Origin of the sequence: Asanoa ishikariensis, assembly GCF_900107455.1 — a bacterium.
Classification (GTDB): Bacteria; Actinomycetota; Actinomycetes; order Mycobacteriales; family Micromonosporaceae; genus Asanoa; species Asanoa ishikariensis.
Window position 1 is genome coordinate 421,026 of record NZ_FNQB01000001.1, and the last position, 21,394, is coordinate 442,419.

Here is a 21,394-nt window from a genome sequence, read left to right on the forward strand (position 1 = left end):
CGAGTGACACGAGCGTGAGCGCGGCGCGGTGGCGGGTCATCGGTCGGCTCCTCGACGGGGACGGTCGTCGCTGAGAGATCTTGGTTCATCGATGAAATTATGCGAGAGAGCGCTCTCGCCAGAGGCCAGTTTGTGCGAGACTGCGATGCGTGTCAATCCCCGGAAAGCGCTCCCCGGGATATTGACGGAAGCCGAACTGAGGGTTCAAACTCAGAGCCGCTCGGAGAGCGCTCTCCAAGCGCCAAGCGTCACGCCCCCGTCCCGGCGTGCATACCGCGCGCGCCGCCTATCCCCGTTAGGCAGGCACATGAGACCCGTCGCACCGCCACCCGCCGCTCCACCCGAACCTCCGCCGCGCCGGCACTGGACTCGGCGTCAAGCCGGCCTCGCCGGACTGGCCGTCGCCAGCCTCGTGGCCGCGGTCCTCACCGTCTCGTCCGCGGCCAGTGCCGCCGATGCGGTCATCTCGCAGGGCAAGCCGGTCACCGCCTCGTCGGTGGAGAACGCCGGCACGCCGGCCACCGCCGCCGTTGACGGCAACGCCGGCACTCGCTGGTCCTCGGCCGCGTCCGACCCACAGTGGATCAGCGTCGACCTCGGCGCCACCGCGACCGTCACCCAGATCACGCTTAACTGGGAGGCCGCGTACGCCCGGTCGTTCCAGATCCAGACCTCCGCCGACGGCACCAACTGGACCAACGTCTACTCGACCACGACCAGCGCGGGTGGCACGCAGGTGCTGCCGGTGACCGGCAGCGGCCGGTACGTCCGTGTCTACGCCACCGTACGAGCGACGGGCTGGGGCTACAGCCTCTGGGAGCTCCAGGTCCACGGCACCTTCGGTGGCACGAACCCGCCAACAGGCTGCGGCACCACCAACGCCGCACAGGGCAAGCCCGCCACCGCCTCGTCGCTCCAGGGCGCCGGCTTCCCGGCGAGTGCCGCGGTCGACGGCAACGCCGGAACCCGCTGGTCCTCGGCCGCGTCGGATCCACAGTGGATCCGGATCGACCTCGGTAGCGTCCAAAGCATCTGCCAGGTCGTACTCCAATGGGAGGCCGCCTATGGCCGGGCGTTCCAGATCCAGACCAGCAACAACGACGCGACCTGGGCCAACATCTACAGCACCACGACCGGCACCGGCGGCACGCAGACGATCGACGTGAACGCGTCAGCGCGCTACCTGCGGATCTACGGCACCGCCCGGGGCACGGCCTACGGCTACTCACTCTGGGAGCTACGGATCTTCACCGGCACCGGCACCACCAACCCGCCGACCGACCCGCCGACGGGTGACCCGGTCGAGCCCACCGACCCGCGCAACCCCAACTTCGGCGCCAACACGATCGTGTACGACCCGTCGACTCCGACCGCGACCATCCAGAGCCGGCTCAACAGCATCTTCACCCAGCAGGAGCGCAACCAGTTCGGTCCGGAGCGGTACGCGGTGCTGTTCAAGCCGGGCAACTACACCGCCGACGTCAACCTCGGCTTCTTCACCCAGGTCGCCGGGCTCGGCATGTCGCCCGACGACGTCAACCTCAACGGCCACGTACGCGCGGAAGCCTTCTGGTTCGGTGGCAACGCCACGCAGAACTTCTGGCGTGCCGCCGAGAACCTGTCAGTCACCCTGCCGGCGGGCGTCAGCGTCGAGCGGTGGGCGGTCTCCCAGGCGGCCCCGTACCGCCGCATGCACTTGAAGGGCGGCGGCAACCAGATCCAGCTCTGGAACGGCGGCGACGGTTGGTCGAGTGGCGGTTTCATGGCCGACACGAAGATCGACGGCACGGTCGTCTCCGGCTCGCAGCAGCAGTGGTACTCGCGCAACAGTGAGTTCGGATCGTGGGCCGGCTCGGTCTGGAACATGGTGTTCCAGGGCGTGACCGGCGCGCCGGCGAACCACTTCCCGAACCCCTCGCACACGGTCATCGCCAACACCCCGACCGTGCGGGAGAAGCCGTTCCTCTACATCGACGGCACGGGTGAGTACCGGGTGTTCGTGCCCGCGCTGCGCGCCAACTCGACGGGTACGACCTGGTTCAACAAGACCCCGGCCGGCTCGTCGCTGTCCCTGTCGACGTTCTTCATCGTGCGGCCGGGCACCCCGGTCGCGACCATCAACAGCGCGTTGGCGCAGGGCAAGAACCTGCTCTTCACCCCCGGCGTGCACCACGTCAACCAGCCGATCCAGATCAACCGGGCCAACACCGTGGTCCTGGGTCTTGGTCTCGCGACCATCCAGGCCGACAACGGCACGGTCGGCATGCGGATCGCCGACGTCGACGGCGTCAAGGTCGGCGGCATCATGTTCGAGGCCGGCGCGACCAACTCGCCGGTGCTGATGGAGGTCGGCCCGGCCGGCTCCAGCGCGGACCACGCCGCCAACCCGGTCTCGCTGCACGACGTGTTCTTCCGCATCGGCGGCCCGGGCGTCGGTCGCGCGACCAACACCCTGACCGTCAACAGCGACGACGTCATCGGCGACCACATGTGGTTGTGGCGCGCCGACCACGGCGACGGGGTGGGCTGGTCGGTCAACACCGCCGATACCGGCCTGACCGTCAACGGCGACGACGTCACCATGTACGGCCTGTTCGTCGAGCACTTCCAGAAGTACCAGACGATCTGGAACGGCGAGCGCGGCCGGACGTACTTCTATCAGAACGAGTTCCCGTACGAGATGCCCAACCAGGCGTCGTGGATGAACGGGACGACCCGCGGGTACGCGGCCTACAAGGTCAACGACGCGGTCAACGACCACTTCGCGATCGGCCTTGGCTCGTACTGTGTGTTCACATTGGACGAATCGGTGGTCGCGGAGCGCTCGTTCGAGGTGCCCAACAAGGCGGGCGTGCGGTTCCAGAACATGGTGACCGTCTCGCTCGGCGGGGCGGGCACGATCAACCGCATCATCAACAACTCCGGGGGCACGGCCCGCGCCGGTGCCGAGATCCAGTACCTCAACAACTATCCCTGATCCGCCAGCACCTGAGTGATCGCGTGTTCGCCGGCATCCGCCAAACCGGGGTGGATGTCGGCGAACACGGCTATCGCGGTGCCGATGGCCAGCGCCCAGGCCCGGGCCCGCCGCCAGGTGGCCGTGTCGGCCTCGATGCCAGCCTGGAACACCGCCCGCCCTGGTGCGTCGAACACGAGCCAGGCGGCGGCCAGGTCGGTGGCCGGGTCGCCGGCGGTCAGGTCACCGAAGTCGAGCACCGCGGCCAGAGAGGAGTCACGCAGCACCAGGTTCGCCGGGTGCGGGTCGCCGTGCAGCCACACCTTCGGACCGTCCCAGACCGGGGCGGCCCGCAGCTCGTCCCACAGCGCGCGAAGCTCGTCCTCGCGAGCCAACTTGCCGCTGGCCAGCCGGTCCTGGATCTGTTCGTCGCGGACCGCCAGCGGCACGCCCCGCACGGGGTTGACTGGCGCTTCGGCGGGAGCCGGCACGTGCAACCGATTCATGAACGCGGCCAGCTCACCGGCGACGGCCCGGCGCTCCACGACCGGGACCAGCGAGGCGATCTCGCCCGGGAACCACTCGCAGATCGACCACGGCCACGGGTAGCCCTCGCCCGGCGTGCCGACCCGGACCGGCGCCGGGACGCTCACCCCAAGGGTGGGTGCCAGAGTGGGCAACCAGCGCTGCTCGTTGACGAGCAGGGTCACCGCGACCTCGCGCCGCGGCAGGCGTACACACAGATCGTCGCCCAACCTGAAGATCACGTTGTCCCAGCCGTTGGCAACCAGCCGCAGGGGGCGGTCGGCGAGGTCGGGATGCTGCGCCCGGAGCAGGCGCGCGACGAGATCGGCATCGACGTCGAGGTCGGCAACAGGCGCGGTCACGGTGCGATTGTGCCAGCCATACCCGATCGGCATGAGACACGCCGAAACCGGTATTGGCCGCCGTCCACGGCACGGCGCACGGTTGGTCGCATGACTGATCAACGGCAACGGGTAGTGGTGCTGGGCGGCACCTCCGGACTGGGCTTCGCGGTGGCGGACCTGCTGAGCGCACGCGGCGCCGAGGTCGTCGTCGTGTCGAGCCGGCAGGCCAGCGTCGACCGGGCGCTCGCCAAGCTGCCGGCCGGCACGGAGGGGTCGGTGGCCGACCTGCGGGACGAGGCCGCCATCGAGGCGGTGTTCGACCGGATCGGACCCTTCGACCACCTGGTCTACACGGCCGGCGAGCCGTTGCGCCTGCTCACTGTCAAGGACATGCCGCTCGACCAGGCACAGGAGTTCTTCGGCCTGCGGTTCTTCAGCGCGCTGACGGCCGTGAAGCACGCGGTGCCCCGGATCCGCGCAGGAGGTTCGATCACCCTCACCACCGGATCGGCGGGCGAGCGCCCGTCGGCGGGCTGGTCGGTGGCGGCCAGCATCTGCGGCGCGGTGAGCGCGTTGACCAAGGCGCTGGCCATCGAGCTAGCGCCGGTGCGGGTCAACGCCGTCGCGCCCGGGGTGACCCGCTCTCCGCTCTGGGCCGGCCTGGGCGAGGACGCCCAGGATGCCTACTTCCGCCAGGTCGGCGAGGCAATGCTGGTCGGCCGGGTCGGCGAGACCGACGAGATCGCCCGGGCGTACGCGTACCTGATCGACCAGCCCTTCTCCACGGGCACGATCCTCGGCGTGGACGGCGGCGCCCTGCTGGTCTAGGCCCCGAACTGCCGAACGGCGATCTCCACGAACCGGTCCAGCTCCGGCCCGCCGCGTTGTGCGCTGAACGCGAGCGCGACCTGGTTGTCGGCGACCCCGTCGAGCTCGGCGTAGGCGACGTCAGCCCGGGTGTAGAGCGCGGCGGCGGACTGCGGCACCACGATGAAGCCCTGTCCCGCCGCCACGTGCTCGAGCTTCTCCTCCATGGTGGACAGTGGCCGCGAGCGCCACGGTGCGGGGTCGCCTTCGCGCGCCGCCCGGGCGATGTCGCGCCATTCCGGCACCACGTCCGGGTCCTGGAGCAGGCGCTCGTCGGCCAGGTCGGCGACGTGCACGCGGTCCTTCCCGGCCAGCCGGTGCTCGGCCGGCACCGCGACCACCCGCGGCTCCGCGAACAACGGCACGATCGTCAACCCGGTCGCGGGCACCGGCATCCGCACGAAGCTGACGTCGGCCCGGCCGTCGAGCAGGACCGCCGCCTGCTCGTGGTACGACGTGCGCAACACCTCGACGGCCAGGTCGGGAAACTCGGCCGCGAACTCGCGTACGGCCGCGGTGACCAGGATGCCCGGCATGAACGCGACGGTGAACCGACCGCCCGACCGCACCCGCCTTTCCACCGCGTCCGCCGAAGCGAGCAACGGCCGGGCGTCGTCGAGCAACCGCCGGCCGGCATCGGTGAGCGCGGTGCCACGGCTCGAGCGGTCGAACAGCTCGACCTTGAGATCCTGTTCCAACGCGCGGATCTGGCGACTGAGGGCGGGTTGCGCGATCCGGAGCCGTTCGGCGGCCCGCCCGAAGTTCAGCTCTTCCGCCACAGCGACGAAATACCGCAACTTCCGCAAATCAAGATCCACGCCCCAACGCTACCTGCGGCGGCGTGGGGTCAGGGCTCGCAGTGGAGCGGCTTGAACGCGGCCCGGAACAGCCGTGGCCCCAGCCGCCGCAGCACCAGATCGCGCACCGGTGGAGGCAGGTGCCGGGCCATGTCCCGGCGGCGGGTCTGGTCGCGTACCCAACGAGCCCGGTCGATCCGGCGCCGGGCGTACGCGTCGAGGTCACCCCGAAGGTCCGCCAGCACCAGCGCGTCCTCCAGGGCAAGCGCGGCGCCCTGCGCCATGTTCGGCGAGTAGGAGTGCGCGGCGTCCCCGATCAACACGGTCTTGCCCCGGACCACGTCGTCGAGGAACACCTCCTCGATAGTCCCGAAGTGCACGTCGCCCGCCCGCGCGATCAGATCGCGCACCGTCTCCGGAAACTCGGCGAACAGCGCCCGCCAGTCGTCCGGCGGCGTGGCCGCGGTCACGTCGGCGTAGCAGTAGGCCCGCCCGTCGCCCAGCGAGACAGCGAGGAACGTGCGGCCCTTGCCCTGCCAGGTGCACCACAGGTGCTCCACGGGGTAGCCGTCGACGACAAACCGCCAGGCCAACTCCCCAACCGGCCGCGGGGCGGCGGCGTCCGGGAAGACCCACTCGCGTACCGCCGAGCGAATCCCGTCGGCCCCGATCACCAGGTCGTAATCGGCGGCGTCGGCCGGCTCGAAGCTCTTCACCGTGACGTCGGTGCGCAGAATCCGCCGCAGGTCGGCGTGCCGCACCGCGACGCTGGGCCCGATGCCACCCCACACGTCGTCGATCGCCAGGTCGATCAGGGCGCGGCCGCGATGGTCGAGCAGCCGTACCTGCTGGATCTCGTGCGCGGCCTTGCGGATCGCCTCGCCGAAACCGAGCATGGTGAGCGCCCGCACCGCATTGGCAGGCAGGTAGATCCCGGTCCCCTCGGCGTCGGGCCGGGGGTTGCGCTCGAAGATGTCGGCCCGGATCCCTTTGGCCTGGAGCGCATGCGCGGCGCCAAGCCCAGCGATACCGCCACCAACAATCAACACCCGTGGGGTCATGGCGCCCACTCTCCTCCACAACCTTGACGAAATATTGGTTGGTCGCAAGCAGGACATGGCCCGGGTCCGCGACGGTCCGGACCGTCGCTCCCGCCGGAGACCGCTCCGCTTCGCTCCACTGCCAGGCCCGCGACGGACATGCTCACTGCGAAGAGCCCAGAACCAGAGCGCCCCGGCCGGCCCGCTCTGCGCGGGCCGTCAGCGGAGCAGCACTCAGTCGTCGTTGCCCGAGACTGCTGGCCCGCTGATGTGGGGCGGCTGTGGGTCGTCGTTGGGCGAGGTTGTCGGTTCGCCGATGTCGGGCGGCCGTTGGCCGTCGTCGGGCGAGGTTGTCGGTTCGCCGATGTTGGGCGGCTGTGGGTCGTCGTTGGGCGAGGCTGCCGGTCCGCTGCTGTTTGGCGGTCGGTGCCGCAGCACTGGGCTGACCCAGACGGCCGGCACGCTGGCGTTGCACGGTCAGCGGAGCGGCAGCGGGCCGACGTAAACCCATGCGCCGGCCTCCCGGACGAACCGGCTGCGCTCATGGAGGTCATCGCTCTGGCCGCGATGCCGGTGGAAGGCCCGGAACTCGACCACCCCGGTCGGATCGGCTTCCTCCCCCTTGGCCGTGTCGAGGATCTCGAGGCGCACCCAACGCTGCGCAGAATCCAGCTCCAGCGACTCCGGCCTGGTGCTGCTGTGCCAGGTGCGCAGCAGATACTCGGCGTCGCCCACGGCGAAGGCGCTGTAGCGCGACCGCATCAACTGCTCCGCCGTCGACGCGGTAGCGGTGCCCCCGTGCAGCGGGCCGCAGCACTCGGCATAGTCGCGCCCGGAGCCGCAGGGACACGCACGCTTCGCCATCACGCCATTCTCGCGACAGGCGCAGCGACGGCCGCGGGCCGGGGGACCCCCAGCCCGCGGCCGCCAGAAAGAGCGGCGGGCGGCGCGCCAGGCCCCCCCGAGCCGCGACCGTCAGACAAGGCGGCGGGCGCGACTCCGGGCCGCGCCCCCTGAAAGGGCGGCGGGCGCTGCGGAGCTCCGGGCCGTGGCCGCCTGAAAGGGCGTCGGGCTGCGCGCCGGACCCCCGAGCCGCGACCGTCAGACAGGGCGGCGGGCGCTGCGGGACTCAAGGCCGCGACCGCCAGAAGGAGCGTCGGGCTGCGCGCCGGACCTCCGAGCCGCGACCGCCAGACACGGCGGCGGGCGGACTCGGGACCGCAGCCCGCGACCGCCAGACAGGGCGGCAGGCGCCACGGGAGACCAGCCGGCGACCGCCGGACAGAGCAGTGGGCGGCCGCGGGACCCCCGACCCGCGACCGCCCACCCAATCAGGAAAGCTCAGCTCACTTCGCGCTTGAGCAGGCGGACCAGGCCCAGCACGCCCGGCAGTACCACCCAGAGGCCGATGGACGCGGCCAGCTTTGCCCACTCCCCGCCACTCAGCGCCGCGTTCTCGAACAGCGGTGTCGAGGTCACCGAGAGGTCCAGCCACTCCGAGGTGGTCTTCAGGCCGGAGATCATCTGAGTGAGCACCGACCAGACGGTCGGCACGACGAAGTACAGCACGATCGCCACGGCCGAGTTCATGAACAGCATGCCGAAGGCCAGGCCGAACAGCACGTTCACGACGTTGAACAGCAGCGCGTACGCCAGCAGCAGCCCGCCGAACGACCAGCTCCCGGCCGCCGAGTCCATGCCACCCGCGATGACGTTGCCGATCGCGGCGAAGCCGAGGCTGGGTACCAGCGCCAGGATGCCGAGGACGACCGCGGCCAGGGCCTTCGCCACTACGATCCGCTGCCGCTGCGGGGTCAGCGCGAACGTGGTCAGCGCCGTGCGCTGGGTCCACTCGCTGGTCACCGAGAGGATGCCGAGGACCGGCAACAGCACGGCCACCGGGAACAGGGTCGTCTGGAACATGTTCACGAACGTCTGGTCCGGCGGGTCCGCGGCGAACAACTGGATCACCACGATCGCGACCGAGATCAGGGCGGTCGCGATGATCAGCCAGAGGCCGGCGCGGGTGTCGGCCATCTTGCGCAGTTCGATGCCCGTGAGTCGGATCAACCCGGGCCGGGGGAATGTCCGGGGCGCCGCCATGGGCGCCCGCGTCTCGGTCAGGGTGGCGGTCATCGTGCGGTCTCCTTGGCCTCGCCGGCGGTCAGGGTCAGGAACAGTTCTTCGAGGCCACCGGTGTCGACCGGGCGCAGTTCCAGCAGGACGGCCGAGATGCTGGCCGCGACCTGCCCGACCTGCTCGGCCTCGGCCTGCACGGACAGCGCACCGTCGGCCCCGGCGGTCACGGCCAGGCCGGCCCGTTCCAGGGCCTTCTGGAGCGTGCCCGGATCCAGCGCGCGCACCCGCACGCCACCGGCGGCGAGCAGTTCCTCCTTGGTGCCGTTGGCCACGATTCGACCGCCCCCGATAACCACGAGTCGATCCGCGACCGCCTCCACCTCGCGCAGCAGGTGGGAGGAGAGCAGCACCGTGCCGCCCCGGTCGGCGAAGTCACGCAGCAGGCCGCGCATCCAGAAGATGCCCTCGGGGTCGAGACCGTTGGCCGGCTCGTCGAGGATCAGCACCCGCGGGTCGCCGATGAAGGCGTGCGCGATGCCGAGCCGCTGCCGCATGCCGAGGGAGTAGCCCCGTACCCGCCGCCCGGCGGCCGGTCCGGCCAACTGGACCAGCGACAGGAGCTCGTCCACCCGGGCCGAGTCCACCCCCTGCGTGCGGGCCGACAGGGTGAGCACCTCGCGGCCGGTCCGCCCCGGGTGCTGTGCGGACGCGTCGAGCAGCACGCCGACCTCGCGGCCGGGGTTGGGTAGCTGCCGGTACGGCTTCCCGGCCACCGTCGACTCCCCGGCGGTCGGCGGGGTGAGCCCGGTGATCATCCGCATCGTGGTCGACTTGCCGGCGCCGTTGGGGCCGAGGAAGCCGGTCACGGTGCCTGGCGCGCACTCGAACGACACGTCGTTGACGGCCGTATGCGCCCCGTAGCGCTTCGTCAAGCTGGTCACACTGATCATGCCGTTAAGACTGCGGGTGTCGGATGGTCCACCGCTTCGGGCCAAGGTCGATGGCGCGCGCCGAAGGTAGTCGACCGATACCGACTTTGGTCTGATGCCGAGTACACCGGGTGGCCGTACCATTTGATCATGAGTGTGGCAACCCGTGACGGTCCGGACATTCCGTCCCTGCTGCCGGGCGGTCTGCTGCGCGCGTTCGACTCGGAGCAGCCGGTCCGGCGCTCGACCCGCGACTGGGTCGTCGACTGGGTCATCTTCGTGGTGGCCCTGCTGTCCGTGGTCGGGCTCGCGGCCAGCGTCTTTAACGACGACAGTCTGGCCACCTGGGCGCGCTGGCTCGACATCGGTCTCGGGGCACTCTCGCCCGCCGCGCTCTGGCTGCGTCGACGCTGGCCGGTCGCCATTGCGTTGATCATGGTGCCGGTCAGCGGTGTCTCGATGACGGCCGCAGTTGTCGCCATGATTGCCATGTTCACCGTGGCGGTGCACCGCCGCCTGGGCATTTCGGCCACGATCGCGTTGCTCAACGCCGCCACTGCGCCGATCTTCTATGCGTGGCGGCCGGACCCGGATCTGCCCTACTGGCTGGTGACCGCGTTCGCGGTGCTGGCGACCGCCGCGGTGTTCGCGTGGGGAATGTTCGTGCGGGCGCGGCGCCAACTGGTGGTGTCGCTGCACGACCGGGCGGTGCGGGCCGAGTCCGAGCAGCAGCTCCGGGTGGCCCAGGCTCAGCACCTCGAACGCGCCCGGATCGCCCGGGAGATGCACGACGTGCTGGCCCACCGCATCTCGCTGCTCAGCCTGCACGCGGGCGCGCTGGAGATCCGCCCCGACCTGCCTCCGGACGAGGTCGCCAAGGCCGCCGCGGTGATCCGCAGCAGTGCCCACCAGGCGCTCCAGGACCTGCGCGAGGTGATCGGCGTGCTCCGCGAGGAAGACGGCGAGCCGATCCGCCCGCAGCCGACCCTGGCCGACGTGACGGCGTTGATCGAGGAGTCCCGCGGCGCCGGGATGAAAGTGCGGGTCGACTGCCGCGTCGACGACCTCGATGCGGTGCCGGCGGCGGTCGGTCGCAACGCGTACCGCATCGTCCAGGAGGGTTTGACCAATGCCCGCAAGCACGCCGCCGGGGTGCTGGTCGACGTCAGCTTCGAGGGCACGCCCGGCAACGGCCTGACCGTTCTGGTGCGCAACCCGGCGCCGGTGGGCGGGATGGCATCGATCCCCGGCGCGGGCACGGGCATCGTGGGCCTGGTCGAGCGCACCGGGCTGGCCGGGGGCCAGTTGACACACGGCCGCACGGATGCGGGCGAGTTCGAGCTACGCGCCTGGCTACCGTGGCCAGCATGACTGACGAGGCTCCTGTCCGGGTTTTGATCGTTGACGACGATCCGCTGGTGCGAGCCGGACTTTCGATGATCCTCGGCGGCACGCCGGCACTGACGGTGGTCGGCGAGGCGGCCGACGGCAGCGAGGTCGCCGCGGCGGTGGCCGAGGTCCGCCCCGACGTGGTGCTGATGGACATCCGGATGCCCAAGATGGACGGGCTGACCGCCACCGAGCGGCTGCGGCGGGTCGCGGGCGCGCCGGAGGTGCTGGTGCTGACGACCTTCGAGGCGGATGAATATGTGCTGCGCGCGCTGCGGGCCGGCGCCAGCGGCTTCCTGCTCAAGGACACGCCGCCGGCCGAGATCGTGCAGGCCGTACGCCGCGTCGCCGCGGGCGAACCGATCCTCTCGCCCCGGGTGACCCGCCGGCTGATCGCCCACGTGGCCGACGACGGCGCCGACGCTCGCCGGAACCGTTCCCGCGAACTGCTCGCCCGGCTCAGCGAGCGGGAGATCGAGGTCGCGGTCGCGGTCGGGCGCGGCAAGTCCAACGCGGAGATCGGCGCCGAGCTGTTCATGAGCGTGGCCACGGTCAAGGCGCACATGACCCGGATGCTCACCAAGCTCGACCTCAACAACCGCGTCCAGGTCGCTCTTCTCGCGCAGGATGCCGGTTTGACCTAGGGTTCGCGGGGTGACGGCACCGCTGGAGCCCACCGTTCGGGTCTCGACCCTGGAGCTGTTCTTCGACCTCGTCGTCGTGTTCACCGTCATGCAGCTCACCGACACGCTGGCCGAGGACCTCGGCTGGGCGGCGCTCGGCGAGACGGTGCTGATGCTGGCGCTGATCTGGTGGATGTACTCGGCCTACGCCTGGCTCACGAATGCCGTCGCGCCGACCAGCACCTTCCGGCGCAGCATGCTGCTGGTCGGGATGGCCGGCTTCCTGATCATCGCGCTGGCGATCCCGGAAGCGTTCGGGGCCGACGGTTGGGCGTTCGGCGTCGGGTTCCTGGTCGTCAACGTGGCCCACAGCGTGCTTTTCCTGCACTCGGCGGGTCCGTCCGCGTTCCGCGCCGCGCTCGGGTTCGCGCCGCTCAACCTGATCTCCGCCGGGTTGGTGTTGGCCGGTGGCATGATGCCGGACGGCCAGCGGGCAGCGTGGTGGGGCGGCGCGCTCGTGGTGCAGGGCGTGATCCCGTTCCTGCGCCACCTCGGCGGCGTCTCGCTGATCGCGGGGCACTTCGTCGAGCGGCACGGGCTCATCATGCTCATCGTGATCGGCGAGTCGATCGTCTCCATCGGACTCGGCTTCGCCGGTGTGGAGCTGAACGGGGCTTCGCTGCTGCTCGCGCTGATCGGGCTGAGCGTCGCCTACTACTTCTGGTGGGCGTACTTCGCGGGTGACGAAGAGCGCTCGCTCGCGGCCCTGGGCGCCATCGCCGACCCGGCCCGCCGCGCCTGGATAGCGATCTGGGCGTTCGGCCACGCCCACTTCCCGATGATCATCGGCATCGTGCTGTTCTCGGCGGGCATCAAGGAGGCGATTCCGGCGGCGTTCGAATCGCTCGAATGGAGCGGCGCGGCGGCTCTGGCGGCCGGTGCGGCGCTCTTCCTGGTGGGGCACGCCGTGTTCCTGCTGGTGATGGGACTCCGCAACGGCGTGCCGCACCGGCTGGTCGCGGCGGCGCTGGTGCTGCTCACCATCTTCATCGGCCGCGTCGACGCCACGGCCCAGGCCGGCGCGATCCTGGCGATCATGGCGGTCAGCCTGATCCTCGAGGACCTGCCAGAGCTCGTGCGATCGCGCAGCACGAACCTGCACACCTTCGGGCGCTGACGGTACGGCCGCCGTACGCTGGCGTTCGTGGGGGCTTTGGACTATTTCGCGGATATCGGTGTCGTCCATATCGCGACCGACCTGCGCTCGGGCGGCGAGGTGGAAACGCCGATCTGGGCGGTCGTGGTGGCCGGGGTGCCCTACGTGCGCAGTGGCTACGGCCCGGAGTCGAAGTGGTACCGGCGGGCCGTCCGCACGTGGCACGCCACCTTCGTCGACGGCCGGAACCGCTACCCGGCGGCGTTGGCCGTGGTCACCGACGAGCCGACCCTGGCCGCGGTCGACGAGGCCTACCGCGCCAAGTACGCGGGCCAGAGCGGGACCACCGAGATGGTCGCGGCTTCAGCGCGCGAGTGCACGCTCCGAGTCGTGATCTAGGGGCACGGAGCGCGTAGGCCCGTGACCAGCATTTCGGCGAAGAGCTCCCACTTCTCGGTCTGGGCGATCGCCGCCGAGAGGCCGCCGAGGATGGCCTGGAAGTCGCTGACGCTCACGTCGGCGCGGACCGCACCGGCCTCGCGGGCGCGGGCGAGCAGCATCTCGGTGCGCTCCACGAGCAGGTCCGGCATCTCGCAGTTGCCGGCGGAGTGCTCGCCGAACATGTGGCACAGCCCGGCGTCGCCGGCCATGTCCTCGGCTGTGCGGCGGACGAACCAGCCGAACGCCTCCGCCGGGTCGGGCATGGAGAGCGCCTGATCGGCGATCTCGACCCGTTCGTCCATCCAGCGCTGCGCCAGCTCGTTGATCAGCGCCTGCTTGGTGGGGAAGTTGCGATAGAGCGTGCCGACGCCCACCCCGGCGCGTCTGGCGATCTGCTCCATCTGCACCTCGGCGCCGTCTTCGGCGAAGGCGGCGCGGGCGGCGTCGAGCACCCGGGCGCGGTTGCGGGCGGCGTCGCCGCGCATCGGCCGAGGCGCGCCGGCCAGCACCGGGCGCAGGCTCCTGGCCGCGGGCTGGCTGGGCTGAGCTGTGGTGGTCATCACGCTGATCCTACCGAATCCGATTGACAACCGGAATCTCGATTCCGTAAGTTCGGAGCATAGCGGAAGCGGAATTCGACTTCCACTTCAAACCACTCCGGGGGGATCGCGCCGATGAGTCGCGCGGAAAGCGCCACGCCGCACAAGACCTGGGCTCTGGCCCTGCTCGCGGTTACCCAATTTGTCCTGGTCCTCGACGCGTCGATCGTCAACGTCGCGCTTCCGTCGATCGGCCGTGAACTGAGCTTCTCCCAGGACTCGCTGTCCTGGGTGACCAACGCCTACACGCTGACCTTCGGCGGCTTCCTGCTGCTCGGCGGCCGGGTCAGCGACATCCTCGGCAGACGCCGGATGTTCATGGCCGGCCTCGGGCTCTTCGTCGCCGCGTCGATCGTCGGCGGGCTCGCGCAGGCCCCGGGCATGCTGGTGACCGCCCGCGCCGCCCAGGGCATCGGCGCCGCGCTGGTGGCACCGGCCGCGCTGTCCCTGCTCATGACGATCTTCGCCGCCGGCCCGGAGCGCAACCGCGCGCTGGGTGTCTGGGGCGCGGTCGCCGGCGCCGGCGGTGCTGCCGGCTCGATCCTCGGCGGCGTACTCACCGAATGGATCGGCTGGGAAGCCGTCCTCTGGGTCAACGTGCCGATCGGCATCGCGGCACTGGCACTCGCACCGCGACTGCTGCCCGCCGCACGCGACCGGGTCACTGCCAGTGGCTTCGATGTGATGGGCGCGATCACTGTGACCGCGGGTCTGGCCCTCGGCGTGTACGCGCTGGTCGACGGCAACAACGCCGGCTGGCTGGCGGCGCAGACCCTGGCCTCCGGTGCGATCGCGATCGCCCTGCTGGTCTCGTTCGTGGTGATCGAGTCGCGGGCCAAGCACCCGTTGGTGCCGATGCACGTCTTCCGCCAGAAGACGCTGCGGAGCGCCAACCTGGTCGCCCTGCTGGTGACCGGCGCGGTGTTCCCGATGTTCTTCGTGCTGACGCTGTTCATGCAGCAGGTCTGGGGCTACAGCCCGATCAAGGCCGGCTTCGGCCAGCTCCCGTTCGCGATCACGCTGATCGCGTTCGCCGGGCTGACCTCGCGCTGGGTCACCAAGTTCGGGTTCAAGACGCCGCTGGTGATCGGCATGGTGATCACCGCGGGTTCGCTGGTCTGGCTGTCGCTGTTGACCGCACAGGGCAGCTACTGGACCGAGCTGCTCGGGCCCTCGCTGCTGGCCGGCATCGGTGGCGCGCTGATGTTCATCCCGGTCACCCTGGCCGCCACGGCAGGTGCCCGGCGTGACGAGTCGGGCCTCGCGTCCGGCTTGATCAACACGACTCAGCAGGTCGGCGCGTCGATCGGCCTGGCGATCACGGTCGCCATCGCCACGGCAGCCACCACGTCGTCGCTGACCAGCGGCAACAACCCGGGAGTGGCGGCCACGGACGGCTTCCAGCTCGCTCTGCTGGCCGGCGCCGGGCTGGCCGCGCTGGGTGCGTTGCTCACCGTCTGGCTGCTGCCGGGGCTCAAGAACCAGCCGGTGGCGGTCGACGAAGAGGACGAGGTCGAGGACCGGACCGCGGTCACGGTCTGATCGGGGGGACTACGAAGGCCCGCGCCGGTTCGGCGCGGGCCTTCGTGCGCGCGTAGAGGCTCAGTGCGGGCCTACGTATGCGCTAAGGCCCGAGGGCTCGCACCCGGTCCGGGCGAGCCCTCGAGCCGCTTCAGGCGGGATACTCCGTCAGCGCGCTCGTGCTGAACGAGCCCACGCAGGGCGTACCCGCGTCATTGATCGTGCGTTCGATGCCACCGCTGCCGTCCAGGAAGACGGTGATCATGTTGTGGAACCGCACCCCGGGCCGGTCCGGCACCTCGATGCCGCGCGCGGCCCGGATGTCGACACCCTGGTTGAAGTACGAGTACACGCCCAGCCCCCACGCCTCGTGCTTACGCACCGACGGCGCGACCTTGTAGGACGCCCAGCCGTTGCCGGTCGGACTGGTCCACGCCGCCTGGCTCGGCGGGTCGTACGGCAGCTCGCTCTGATAGAAGATCGTCCGGCCACGCTCGCCGTTCCAGATGGTCTGCCACTTCTGGTAGTGCTCGACGAAGAGGCCGTACGCGGTGACGTCGTCGCCGTTGACCACAACTCCCACGTCGGCGGTGTTCTGCGTCCAGCCGATGCCGTTGCCGTGGTCGCCACGCCACGCCCAGATGTTCTCCAGGATCGTGTCGTCGCTGTTGACCACGAGGCTGGTCTTGGCCCGGCCGACCCACGGCCCGCCGATCCGGATGAACACGTCCTGGAGCGAGGTCGGGTTACGCGAGTGGTCCTTGTGGCTGAACTTCGAGCCGACCTCGATCAGGGTGTCGGACTCGCGTGCGCCGGCGTCGACCAGCACGCCCGCCACCTTGACCCCGTCGACGTCGGCGATCTTCAACGCCGCCTCGCCGGTGTCCGGAGCCAGGCTGGGCATGCCGAGCCCGAGCACCACGGTGTTCTTGTGCAGCACCCGCAGTGGCCGGTCCAGGTGGTAGACGCCGGGGGTGAGCAACAGGTTCTTGCCCAACGCGAGGGCCAGGTTGATCCGGGCCGCGCTGTCGCCGGGCTTGGCGATGAAGAAGTCGTCGATCGAGATGGACGAGCCCGGCTCGCTGCCGTCGGACCAGGTGGTGCCGGCCGTGTCGTGCTGCAGCGAGGGCACGAAGACCCGGTACTTCCCGCGGTCGTCGACGAACAGGTAGGGCTTCTCGCGGCTGACCGGGCTGCTGGCCAGCGTCGTGTAGGGCGGGTTCGGGAAGCCGGTCGGCGGCGCGCCGGTGACGCCCGAGAACACCTGGTTCCACACGCCGTTGGTCCAGACGTCGCCGAGCTCGCTGTCGCGGGTCAGCCACTGCTGCTGGGACCCGTTGATGGTGATGCCATCCACTTTGGAGTTGGCGATGAACCCGCCGCTGGAGTAACCGCCGTTGCCGGGCTCCAACCAGAGAATCCCCTTGACGTGTACGCGTCGCATCGGTGAGGCCTGCGACACCGCCCACTGGTTGGACCAGTCGGTCGGCGTGACCGTGAAGTTCTCGGCCGAGCGCCAGAAGTTGGTCAGAGCCGAGACGCCGCCGGGAACGTTGGGGTTGACCTGACCGACCACCCGCACGGCCCCGGTGATGTCGACGTCGGCCGGGTTGCGACCGAGCCCGGAGACGCTGGTGTAGTAGCCGAGCCGGGCATTGACGTCGTAGTGGCCGGGCTTGAAGAGCACCGCGTACCGGTTGGTGCCCATCTCGTTCTTCTCTTGCTGTGCGAATAGCTCGTCGAACTTGGCCTGGATCTCGGCGGCGGGCGTGCTCGGGTCGTAGACGAAGACGTTAGGACCGAAGTCGGGCCCACCGCGATGCGCGGCGGCGCTGCTGGGTACGGCGAGTACGCCAGCAGCCGTCAACGTGACCGCCGTAGCGGCGGCTGCGAGAAGACGGACGGTTCTCATCGACCTGCCTTAACGGGGACGGGATGTGAGAGCGCTCTCTCACATCGACCCGTTTCTACACGGTGACGAGGGTGTCGCGCTAGGTGTCGAGCGGTCAGATATCGGTGACGACCGGTGGCTGGGTGCCCTGTGCCGACGGCGGCGGGCCTTCGAAGCGCAGCGCGTGCACGTCGAAAAGGACCGCGTGCTGCACGCCCAGCGCCGGCCCGCCCATCCCCGCCATCCAGGTCAGGAACGGTCCCGGCTCCGGGCCGGAGCCGCCAAGGCCCTTGGTGTACTCGTCGTGCGCGGCGAGGGACGCGATGCCGCGCTGCAGCGGCTCACCGGTGATGTCGACGCCGTGGCTGGGCCGCTCGGCGCCCGCGAAGCAGACGAAACGCACGCCGTTCCAGGGCTCCAGGCCCTCGTCCTCGAGCTCCGGGAAGATCCACCGGTTGCCCGCGTCGCGGGCCGCGTCGAGGGCGGCCAGGCCGACGGCCCGGTGGTCGGCCTGGTTGGTCATGCCGCCGATCATCCGGATCGAGAACGCGCCGGAGAGGATCACCTCGGGCTTGTGCCGCCGGATCGACCTGGTGATGTCGCGGCGCAGCGCGGTGCTGTATTCGACAACGCCGTCGCGGTGGTCGAGGAACTCGACGACGTCGACGCCGACCTGGGCCGCACCGGCCCGCTCCTCCTGCTCGCGCAGCGGCGCGGCCTCCTTCGGCGACATCGAGTCGATGCCGGCCTCGCCGCGGGTGGCGAGCAGGTAGGTCACCGTCTTGCCCTGGGCCGTCCACCGCGCGATGGCGGAGGCCGTGCCGTATTCGATGTCGTCCGGGTGCGCGGCCACGGCCATCGCGCGGTCCCAGTCCTCCGGCAGCGCCGGCAGCAGAACGTCAGTCACCAGCAAACCCTAGCCCCGCCTGCGCGTACGCGTCGTCAGCGAGGTCGGTGGACATGGCTGGACGTCAGCCCCAAGTGCTGCAGGGCCGACCGCGGTTTGAGGTCTGTCGGCAACCGGTCGACGTGGTCCCGCCAGATCGTCCGGTCCGCCTCCAGCGCCCGAAGGTAGGACACGCACAAGTCCGGAGTGACGAACAGGCGCCGGCCGTGGGAAGCCTTCATCGCTTCGGCGATCCGGCGTTTCTCTTCGCCGGTGAGGTTCGCGCGACCGGGTAGCGCCGCGATGATCCGGTCCACCATGGCCCGCCGGTCTTCGAGGAACGCCGCCCAGAAGTCGTGGTTGGCGTCGTCGACCTTGCCGCCGTCGTCGAGCAGCGCGTAGATGCCCTCGGCGAGGCAGTCACCCAACTCCTCCTCCCTCGCGCGAGCAGTGGTGCGGAACGGCTCGTAGGCCTCCTGCACCATCCGCCCGGTGACGGCGACGCGGCTCAGACCGTCTTCGCTCAGGAGAAAGAACCAGTCCTCGTTGTAGATGTCGGGAAAGAACGTCGTGGTCCGGCTGGCCCGCACCGCCATCGCACCGCCGCCGACGAACATGCCCTGCTTGACTCCGACCGCGCGCAACGCATGGCAAACCACCGAGTTGTCGGGGAAGCCGGCGTTGCGCAGCCCGACCACGCTGAACCGGTCGAGCAGACCGGCGGCGGCGCGCATGTCGTCGGGGAGCACGGAACTGATGTCGTCGTCCAGAAACGCGACCCGGTCCCAGCCCAACATCTTCGACAGGGCGAGTCCGAGGTTCCGCTTCATACTCAGGTCGCCCCGGCGCCGGAACCTGCCGCTGGCCAGCAACGCCGATGTGGAGAGCTCCGGCAGTGCCACCCCACCGTGTACGTCGGTCGCGATGAGCTGCACGCCCAGCCGGCGAGCCGCCCGATATGCCTCGTCGGCGTTCGCGCGGAAGCTGCACAGCGCCAGCACCGGGCAACCAACTTCTTTGGCGAGCCGGAGCGCGTAGCTGAGATAGACCGTGGGCCGGGCCGTCGGCACGATGATCGCGTCGAGGTCGGCGGGCTTGACCGGGCGGTCGACGTAATGCAGCAGGCTGGCGTGCGACAGGTGATGGCGCGGCTTGGCCGCGATCTCCGGTCGTCGAGCGAGCCGCGCGGTCACTCCGACCACTCGTGGAGGATGTTGTCGGAGATGGTCCAGTCCGGCGTGACCACTTTGCCGCCCACGACCTTGACTCGGGCCAGGATGCTGTAGGTCCGCGCCTCGGCGAAGTGGCTTTCCACGTAAGCGGCGTTCCGATCGCGGAAGCGGGCGTCGGTCAGCGCACGGACCGCGCCGTACACCCCGCGCCCGAACATGCCGTTGCATACGGTCACGGTCCGCCGAGCGTTGTACGGGTTCTGGCCGCGGCAGAAATGGGCCACGTCCTCGACCAGGACGCGTCGCGTGCCGTCTTTGGCGATGATCGGCCGATGCTCTGCTCCGGTGGTGCGCACCTCGAACGCGCCTTCATCCTCGGGGTTGTCGGTGAGCCGCGTCTGTTGCCGGACGGGAGTGCCCAGCGAGTCCAGCACGGCGAGGGTCACCTCGTTGAAGTCGATGCCACCGAGCAGAACCAGGTGGGTGGTGAGGTGATCCGGTCTTAACAACGACGTGAGCGTGAACGAGACTTCGCTGCGCGGATTGGCCGCCCGAACGTGTCCTTGCAGCTCGATCAGGGAGTCCACGTCGGCGAACCGGTAGAGATCCACGTAGTCAGGGCTGGCCGGATCCGAGTAGATGGCGTCCGCGCGCCGCTCGGGCGGTAGCTCGCCGCAGACGATCGTCACGGGCGCACCGTCGGCGAAATACCATGGCCCGGCCGCGGGCGGATAGTTGTACAACGCGGGCGAGACCTGGGTGGCACCGGCTGCGCCGGTCGCCGCCGAGCGCAGCGCCGTCAACTCGTCCTCGAGCGCCCGTCGCCGCGTTTGCTCGTCCGTCGACAGGTCGTCCCGCAGGGCCGCTCGGCCGTCCTCAATAGACCGCGAAGTCGCGAAGAAGTGTGCGTACGCGATGATCCGCTCGGCGGGTGGCACTGCCTCGGCCCGCTCCCAGGAGGAGACCAGCGGGACGCTGACGCCGAGTGCGCGGGCCACCTGGTGCTGCTTCACCTGCTCTGGCCACTCGCTGGACCGGAGTGCGCGCAGGCGTGCGGCGAGCGTCTGCCCGGGGTCGCTGTCGCCGGCCATCGCAAGTCTCCTTCAGTCAACTTCAGTCAGGGCTGAAGTTGCCGTCTTCGCGTGCATGAGCGCGCATGAATGCCACATTCACGGCTAGCGGTGCTCTAAGAAGGACAGTAACAGCCTTGCTTCAGCTCTGCGCTGAAGTTTAGCCTTTGGCTTAAGCGAAGTTACTGAATCTTTACGAGAGGAGGTAAATCGCGGAGAGCCTAGCAGTTGTCGTCCCGGCAGGCGACGGCTGCGACAGGGCAAAAGGAGACACCCTCGGCGGCTACCGAGGGTGTCTTCGAAAACAGCTCCTGCGGGTCTAAGGCAAGGAGTCCGTCATGTCCACGGTAACCGCTCTGTCCACCCTGGCCAAGGGTACGAGTGCCACCCCTGTCATCGTCGCCGTCCTCGCGTTCATGATGATCGCGGCATTCCTGTTCTTCCGGCAGTTCGGCGAGGTCATCGCGCATGCCGTGCAACTGCTCCGGATCGCGATCACCGCGCTCTTCACGGCCACCCTGCTGGTCGGAGTGGCGGTCGTGATGGTCGTCGTGGCGGTTCGCGCATAAGCGGACCTGACGCGACTTCACCTTCGACCGGCACCATGTCCATGTGGAGATCCGGCCGGCGTCCGCTGAGGACATGCTCTATCTGGAGCGTGTCCTCGGTCCGGAGCGGACGGCCTTCTACCGTCATCGCCTGAAACGTCAGGGCGTCGTACTCACCTCCTGGGAAGGCGAGGAGCCGACGGGGGCCGTCTACGTCACCTGGGAACCGGCCGACGAGGACATGGTCCGGATCCTCCTGCCCGGCGTTCCGTTCGTGCATCGTCTGCATGTGGCGCCGGGGTTGCGCAACCGGGGCCGGGGCAAGGCGCTTGTCCGGGAGGCCGAGGAGTTGGACGAGGTGCGGATGGCCGGCCGGCTGGCCGCCGGCGTCGACCTCGACGAGGACCACGTGGCCCGCTGGTGGACGAGGCTGGGCTACCGCGAGTGGGAGCACGGGATCGCCGAAACCGTTCGGGAGGAGTACGCACCGGACGGCACGGTACGAACGGTGCCGGACCTTTGCCGGATCTTCGTCAAGGATCTCGATTCAGGCTGACTCGG

Annotated in this window: 20 protein-coding genes; 9 read left to right on the forward strand and 11 right to left on the reverse strand. The window is 69.8% G+C overall.

Annotated elements, in window-relative coordinates:
- Positions 1-307 precede the first annotated feature (307 nt).
- Positions 308-2,977: a discoidin domain-containing protein gene (locus BLV39_RS02045; RefSeq protein WP_090786473.1), complete on the forward strand. Its 2,670-nt coding sequence runs from the start codon at positions 308-310 to the stop codon at positions 2,975-2,977.
- Here BLV39_RS02045 and BLV39_RS02050 read toward each other — a convergent pair.
- Entirely contained in the window at positions 2,968-3,843 is an 876-nt protein-coding gene (locus BLV39_RS02050; protein WP_090791036.1) for an aminoglycoside phosphotransferase family protein, read from the reverse strand. The two genes, BLV39_RS02045 and BLV39_RS02050, sit on opposite strands and share 10 nt — an antisense overlap.
- A gap of 90 nt (positions 3,844-3,933) precedes the next feature.
- Here BLV39_RS02050 and BLV39_RS02055 point away from each other — a divergent pair, with 90 nt between their 5' ends.
- On the forward strand, positions 3,934-4,653 hold the full coding sequence (locus BLV39_RS02055) for an SDR family oxidoreductase (RefSeq protein ID WP_090786474.1): 720 nt from the start codon (positions 3,934-3,936) through the stop codon (positions 4,651-4,653).
- Here BLV39_RS02055 and BLV39_RS02060 read toward each other — a convergent pair.
- The 5 genes from BLV39_RS02060 to BLV39_RS02085 form a co-directional block, all read right to left on the reverse strand.
- Positions 4,650-5,510 (reverse strand): LysR family transcriptional regulator, encoded by an 861-nt coding sequence (locus BLV39_RS02060; protein ID WP_090786476.1) that lies wholly within the window; start codon positions 5,508-5,510, stop codon positions 4,650-4,652. The two genes, BLV39_RS02055 and BLV39_RS02060, sit on opposite strands and share 4 nt — an antisense overlap.
- A 29-nt stretch (positions 5,511-5,539) precedes the next feature.
- Positions 5,540-6,550: an FAD-dependent monooxygenase gene (locus BLV39_RS02065; RefSeq protein ID WP_090786478.1), complete on the reverse strand. Its 1,011-nt coding sequence runs from the start codon at positions 6,548-6,550 to the stop codon at positions 5,540-5,542.
- A 456-nt stretch (positions 6,551-7,006) separates the two neighbouring features.
- The gene (locus BLV39_RS02075; protein WP_090786481.1) at positions 7,007-7,393 is read right to left on the reverse strand and encodes a YchJ family protein; all 387 of its coding nucleotides are present in this window, start codon (positions 7,391-7,393) and stop codon (positions 7,007-7,009) included.
- A 477-nt stretch (positions 7,394-7,870) separates the two neighbouring features.
- Positions 7,871-8,665, reverse strand: coding sequence for an ABC transporter permease (locus BLV39_RS02080; RefSeq protein WP_239084075.1), 795 nt, complete (start codon positions 8,663-8,665; stop codon positions 7,871-7,873).
- On the reverse strand, positions 8,662-9,558 hold the full coding sequence (locus tag BLV39_RS02085; RefSeq protein ID WP_090786483.1) for an ABC transporter ATP-binding protein: 897 nt from the start codon (positions 9,556-9,558) through the stop codon (positions 8,662-8,664). The genes BLV39_RS02080 and BLV39_RS02085 overlap by 4 nt, the downstream gene beginning before the upstream one ends.
- 129 nt (positions 9,559-9,687) lie before the next feature.
- On the opposite strand from BLV39_RS02085, the gene BLV39_RS02090 reads away from it, so the two are divergent.
- Genes BLV39_RS02090 through BLV39_RS02105 form a run of 4 tightly spaced genes read left to right on the forward strand, consistent with a single transcriptional unit; the run spans position 9,688 to position 13,104 of the window.
- The gene (locus tag BLV39_RS02090) at positions 9,688-10,908 is read left to right on the forward strand and encodes a sensor histidine kinase (RefSeq protein WP_090791042.1); all 1,221 of its coding nucleotides are present in this window, start codon (positions 9,688-9,690) and stop codon (positions 10,906-10,908) included.
- A complete protein-coding gene (locus tag BLV39_RS02095; protein WP_090791040.1) occupies positions 10,905-11,570 on the forward strand; it encodes a response regulator transcription factor in 666 nt (221 codons plus the stop codon). The genes BLV39_RS02090 and BLV39_RS02095 overlap by 4 nt, the downstream gene beginning before the upstream one ends.
- A 10-nt stretch (positions 11,571-11,580) precedes the next feature.
- Positions 11,581-12,726, forward strand: a complete 1,146-nt coding sequence (locus BLV39_RS02100) for a low temperature requirement protein A (protein ID WP_239084074.1) — start codon at positions 11,581-11,583, stop codon at positions 12,724-12,726.
- A gap of 27 nt (positions 12,727-12,753) precedes the next feature.
- A complete protein-coding gene (locus tag BLV39_RS02105; RefSeq protein ID WP_176984735.1) occupies positions 12,754-13,104 on the forward strand; it encodes a DUF2255 family protein in 351 nt (116 codons plus the stop codon).
- On the opposite strand, the gene BLV39_RS02110 is transcribed toward BLV39_RS02105, so the two are convergent.
- A complete protein-coding gene (locus tag BLV39_RS02110) occupies positions 13,101-13,706 on the reverse strand; it encodes a TetR/AcrR family transcriptional regulator (RefSeq protein ID WP_090786487.1) in 606 nt (201 codons plus the stop codon). The genes BLV39_RS02105 and BLV39_RS02110 overlap by 4 nt on opposite strands.
- A gap of 114 nt (positions 13,707-13,820) precedes the next feature.
- Here BLV39_RS02110 and BLV39_RS02115 point away from each other — a divergent pair, with 114 nt between their 5' ends.
- Positions 13,821-15,287, forward strand: a complete 1,467-nt coding sequence (locus BLV39_RS02115; protein WP_090786489.1) for an MFS transporter — start codon at positions 13,821-13,823, stop codon at positions 15,285-15,287.
- 130 nt (positions 15,288-15,417) lie between these two features.
- On the opposite strand, the gene BLV39_RS02120 is transcribed toward BLV39_RS02115, so the two are convergent.
- The 4 genes from BLV39_RS02120 to BLV39_RS02135 all read right to left on the reverse strand — a co-directional run bounded on the left by BLV39_RS02120 (position 15,418) and on the right by BLV39_RS02135 (position 20,306).
- A complete protein-coding gene (locus BLV39_RS02120; protein WP_090786491.1) occupies positions 15,418-17,178 on the reverse strand; it encodes an adenylyl cyclase in 1,761 nt (586 codons plus the stop codon).
- 94 nt (positions 17,179-17,272) lie between these two features.
- Positions 17,273-18,064 carry a PIG-L deacetylase family protein gene (locus tag BLV39_RS02125; protein WP_239084073.1) on the reverse strand — a complete coding sequence of 264 codons (792 nt, stop codon included), beginning with the start codon at positions 18,062-18,064 and terminating at the stop codon, positions 17,273-17,275.
- A gap of 35 nt (positions 18,065-18,099) precedes the next feature.
- Positions 18,100-19,245: a hypothetical protein gene (locus BLV39_RS02130; protein ID WP_143049609.1), complete on the reverse strand. Its 1,146-nt coding sequence runs from the start codon at positions 19,243-19,245 to the stop codon at positions 18,100-18,102.
- Positions 19,233-20,306 carry a helix-turn-helix domain-containing protein gene (locus tag BLV39_RS02135; protein WP_090786494.1) on the reverse strand — a complete coding sequence of 358 codons (1,074 nt, stop codon included), beginning with the start codon at positions 20,304-20,306 and terminating at the stop codon, positions 19,233-19,235. The genes BLV39_RS02130 and BLV39_RS02135 overlap by 13 nt, the downstream gene beginning before the upstream one ends.
- A gap of 317 nt (positions 20,307-20,623) precedes the next feature.
- On the opposite strand from BLV39_RS02135, the gene BLV39_RS02140 reads away from it, so the two are divergent.
- Together BLV39_RS02140 and BLV39_RS02145 are read left to right on the forward strand one after the other, a co-directional pair.
- Positions 20,624-20,854 (forward strand): hypothetical protein, encoded by a 231-nt coding sequence (locus BLV39_RS02140; RefSeq protein ID WP_090786495.1) that lies wholly within the window; start codon positions 20,624-20,626, stop codon positions 20,852-20,854.
- A 43-nt stretch (positions 20,855-20,897) separates the two neighbouring features.
- Complete coding sequence (locus BLV39_RS02145) at positions 20,898-21,389, forward strand: GNAT family N-acetyltransferase (RefSeq protein WP_090786497.1); 492 nt, start codon at positions 20,898-20,900, stop codon at positions 21,387-21,389.
- The last annotated feature ends 5 nt before the right edge of the window (positions 21,390-21,394 follow it).

Coding starts and splice junctions, on each gene's coding strand:
- BLV39_RS02045 (WP_090786473.1), top strand. CDS start 308: ATGAGACCCGTCGCACCGCCACCCGCCGCTCCACCCGAACCTCCGCCG.
- BLV39_RS02055 (WP_090786474.1), top strand. CDS start 3,934: ATGACTGATCAACGGCAACGGGTAGTGGTGCTGGGCGGCACCTCCGGA.
- BLV39_RS02065 (WP_090786478.1), bottom strand. CDS start 6,550: ATGACCCCACGGGTGTTGATTGTTGGTGGCGGTATCGCTGGGCTTGGC.
- BLV39_RS02075 (WP_090786481.1), bottom strand. CDS start 7,393: ATGGCGAAGCGTGCGTGTCCCTGCGGCTCCGGGCGCGACTATGCCGAG.
- BLV39_RS02080 (WP_239084075.1), bottom strand. CDS start 8,665: ATGACCGCCACCCTGACCGAGACGCGGGCGCCCATGGCGGCGCCCCGG.
- BLV39_RS02085 (WP_090786483.1), bottom strand. CDS start 9,558: ATGATCAGTGTGACCAGCTTGACGAAGCGCTACGGGGCGCATACGGCC.
- BLV39_RS02090 (WP_090791042.1), top strand. CDS start 9,688: ATGAGTGTGGCAACCCGTGACGGTCCGGACATTCCGTCCCTGCTGCCG.
- BLV39_RS02095 (WP_090791040.1), top strand. CDS start 10,905: ATGACTGACGAGGCTCCTGTCCGGGTTTTGATCGTTGACGACGATCCG.
- BLV39_RS02110 (WP_090786487.1), bottom strand. CDS start 13,706: ATGACCACCACAGCTCAGCCCAGCCAGCCCGCGGCCAGGAGCCTGCGC.
- BLV39_RS02115 (WP_090786489.1), top strand. CDS start 13,821: ATGAGTCGCGCGGAAAGCGCCACGCCGCACAAGACCTGGGCTCTGGCC.
- BLV39_RS02120 (WP_090786491.1), bottom strand. CDS start 17,178: ATGAGAACCGTCCGTCTTCTCGCAGCCGCCGCTACGGCGGTCACGTTG.
- BLV39_RS02135 (WP_090786494.1), bottom strand. CDS start 20,306: ATGGCCGGCGACAGCGACCCCGGGCAGACGCTCGCCGCACGCCTGCGC.
- BLV39_RS02140 (WP_090786495.1), top strand. CDS start 20,624: ATGTCCACGGTAACCGCTCTGTCCACCCTGGCCAAGGGTACGAGTGCC.